2 rRNA genes are annotated in these 682 nt (G+C 42.9%); both read right to left on the reverse strand.

The window, feature by feature from the left end:
• Positions 1 to 142: ribosomal RNA gene (locus L4D76_RS28830) — 23S ribosomal RNA — on the reverse strand; the annotation flags it as partial.
• 367 nt (positions 143 to 509) lie between these two features.
• A 16S ribosomal RNA gene (locus L4D76_RS28835) occupies positions 510 to 682 on the reverse strand; the annotation flags it as partial.

Here is a 682-nt window from a genome sequence, read left to right on the forward strand (position 1 = left end):
GCTTATGCAGCTGGGTTTCCCCATTCGGAAATCGYAGACTCAAGTGGCTTTTACTGCCTAATCTACGCTTATCGCAAGTTAATACGTCCTTCATCGCCTCTGACTGCCAAGGCATCCACCGTGTACGCTTAGTCACTTAACCAYACAACCCCAAGAGGTTTCGTATGGCAACAACCAAGGTTTCTCTCTTAAAAGAGAGGATTTGTTTTCGCCGGACTCTTCTTTTATTTCCACTTTTTTAAAAAAAGTGAAGACAAAAATACAAGACACTTGAATGTGTTTGTTTTGAGAACTCGTTTTTTATCCCTTCTTTAAATAAGAAGTCATAAAAAACATTTGTAATTGAATTCGAAAATTCAATTTACTAGTCAGCTTTCCAGATTGTTAAAGAGCATAACGCAAAAAGCGTTAATCAATAACCGAGGTCATTCATTAGCGCTTTCGCTATTTCTTTTACATTTCGACCAAGCAATCTGTGTGGACACTGCATAAAACAGTAAGTCTTTAGGTAAGGAGGTGATCCAGCCCCAGGTTCCCCTAGGGCTACCTTGTTACGACTTCACCCCAGTCATGAACCACACCGTGGTAAACGCCCTCCCGAAGGTTAAGCTATCTACTTCTGGTGCAGCCCACTCCCATGGTGTGACGGGCGGTGTGTACAAGGCCCGGGAACGTATTCACC

The sequence above is a fragment of the Photobacterium sagamiensis genome (assembly GCF_050337085.1).
Lineage (GTDB): Bacteria > Pseudomonadota > Gammaproteobacteria > Enterobacterales > Vibrionaceae > Photobacterium > Photobacterium sagamiensis.